Origin of the sequence: Komagataeibacter intermedius TF2, assembly GCF_000964425.1 — a bacterium.
In the GTDB taxonomy this organism is placed as follows: Bacteria; Pseudomonadota; Alphaproteobacteria; order Acetobacterales; family Acetobacteraceae; genus Komagataeibacter; species Komagataeibacter intermedius.
On sequence record NZ_BANF01000139.1, the window covers coordinates 1 to 246 of the forward strand.

Sequence of the window (246 nt, forward strand, 5' to 3'; positions counted from 1 at the left end):
GGAGACGATCAACGGTTTATACAAGGCCGAAGTTATCCATCATCTGGGGCCATGGAAATCCATGGCGCAGGTCGAATGGGAAACACTCAAATGGGTGGACTGGTATAATAATCGACGCCTATTGGCACCAATCGGCTACAGGCCACCCGCCGAAGCCGAACGCGCCTTCCATGCAGATCAGAGCAGACTTGATATCGCAGCCTGAGCACTGAACAAATCGCTCTCCGGTAAACCCGGGGCAGTTCA

At 53.7% G+C, this 246-nt stretch carries 1 protein-coding gene; it reads left to right on the top strand.

From position 1 onward, the window contains the following. Positions 1-205 (top strand): IS3 family transposase (locus B7449_RS14235; RefSeq protein ID WP_048883737.1); only part of this gene is annotated, 205 nt, incomplete at its 5' end. Between the last annotated feature and the right edge of the window lie 41 nt (positions 206-246).